The organism is Streptomyces sp. NPDC051677, from assembly GCF_044453465.1.
Classification (GTDB): Bacteria; Actinomycetota; Actinomycetes; order Streptomycetales; family Streptomycetaceae; genus Streptomyces.
In genome coordinates this window covers 1-2,075 of record NZ_JBITCT010000137.1, presented here as the reverse complement: position 1 = coordinate 2,075, position 2,075 = coordinate 1, and the positions used below count along the sequence as shown (strand labels likewise).

The following is a 2,075-nucleotide window of genomic DNA, read 5'->3' as shown; positions in this document are numbered from 1 at the left end:
GGTGTGCGCGTCGCCTGCTCCTCGAACAGCTCATGCAGACACCGCTCCGACGGGAACTCCACCGCCGTGTCGTTGCGGTCGGCGGACAACTGCAGGTCCTGCGGGGTGGCGATCGGGATGGCGGCGACTCTGCGGGCCGGGTCGGCGAGGACTCGGTCGAGCAGCGTCCGGAATCCGTCGGCCAGGCGTTCAGCGGTCTGCCGGTCGAAGAGGTCGCTGCGGTATTCGAGGCTTCCCTCGAAGTCGCCCTCGGGCATCTGGTCCAGGAACAGCGTGAGGTCGAAGCGCGCAACCCCGGCGTCGACCGGGCGGTGCTCCAGCCGCAGACCGGGGAAGTCCGCCGTCGCGCCCGCCCGGTTCTGGAAGGCGAAGACCACCTGGACGAGCGGGGAGTAGCCGGCGCCTTGCAGGCCGAGGGCGCGCACCAGCCGGGCGAACGGCACATCCTGGTGTGCGTGGGCGGAGAGGCAGCCGTCCTTCACCCTGGCCAGGTAGTCCGGGAAGCTCTCGTCCGCGCGGTAGGTGCTGCGCAACGGGACGGTGTTCACGAAGAAGCCGAGCAGGTCCTGCAGTGCGGTGTGCTGGCGGCCCTCGAAAGGGGAGCCCACGACGAAGTCGTCCTGGCCGCAGTGGCGGTGCAGCAGCAGGTTGAAGACGGCGAGGAGGAACATGTAGGGCGACACCTGGTGCTCGTCACAGCGTCGGCGGAGCAGCGAACCGGTGTCGGCGTCGAGTGTGAAGAGAACCCGGCCGCCGTGATCGCCGGGCGCGCCGGAGCGGGGGCGGTCGGTGCGCAGGCCGATGACCTCGGGTGCGCCGGCCAGTGCCGTGCGCCAGTGGGCGAGCTGCGCCTTCTCCCGGCCGTCGGCCAGCCGGGCGCGCTGCCAGACCGCGTAGTCCGCGAACTGCAGCGGTACGGGAGGCAGTTCGGGGGCCCGGTCGGCCGTCAGCGCACTGTAGGCAGTACCCAGGTCACGCAGGAGCACCATCAGGGAGCGTCCATCGGTGATGATGTGGTGCTGGACGAGCAGGAACACCCATTCCCGGTCACCGGTGCGCAGCAGCCACGCCCGCCACAGCGGGGGCCGGGAGAGGTCGAAGGGAAGGCGGGACACCTCCGCCAGTCGGGCGTCGAGGAACGCCCGCCGTTGCGGCTCCGGCACGGAGCGGAGGTCCTCGACTTGCAGCGTGGCATCGGCATCGCCGGCAATCAGCTGCACGGGCACGTCGGCCGCGCCCGGTGCGAAGGCCGTACGCAGCGTTTCGTGACGGCGTACGACGATCCGCAGCGCCTCTTCGAGAGCGGGAACGTCGAGGTCGCCGCGGAGGGTGTAGGCGACCGGCTCGTTGTAGGCAGGGGAGTCCCGGTCCAGTTGGTGCAGGAACCACAGGGGTTCCTGCATGTGCGACAGTCGGGGCGGTTCGTCCCGTGGGACGGGAACGAGGTCCGGCTCGACGTTGTCCGGCGCGGACTCCACGGCGGCGAGGGCGCTCGCGAGCGCCTCGGGCGTACGGTGTTCGAAAATGTCGCGCACCGGGATCTGCCGACCCAGGACGGGCCGCAGCCGGATCGCCGCGCGGGCAGCGAGCACCGAGTCGCCGCCGAGCGCGAAGAAGTCCGCGTCCACACCGACCGGCCCGGAGCCGAGTAGATCCGCAAAGACCTCGACCAGTTGCGCTTCCAGAGCGTTGCGGGGGGACTTGCGACTGCTGTCGGCTACGGCCGTGGAGCGGAGGGGCGCGGGCAGGGCCCGCCGGTCCACCTTAAGGTTCGCGGTCAGCGGCAGTGCGGGCAGGAACACGGTGTGCCGCGGGACCATGTGCTCGGGGAGACGTTCCTTCAAGCGGGCTTCCAGCGCGTCGTGCGTGAGGTGCCCGCCCCGCTCGCCCGCGACGAGGTAGGCGACCAGTTCGCGAACGCCCGGGTTGTCCTCGCGCACCACGACGACGGCCTGGCTCACCCCCGGGACGTCGGCGTATGTCGCCTCGATCTCGCCGAGTTCGACGCGCATGCCGCGGATCTTGACCTGGTGGTCGTTGCGGCCGGTGAACTTCAGGGATCCGTCGGGCCGGCG

The 2,075-nt window shown here is 70.9% G+C and carries 1 protein-coding gene; it reads right to left on the bottom strand.

The window, feature by feature from the left end; translation table 11 throughout:
• The coding region (locus tag ACIBAF_RS49235) for a condensation domain-containing protein (protein ID WP_399473405.1) at positions 1-2,075 on the bottom strand (2,075 nt) is incomplete at both ends.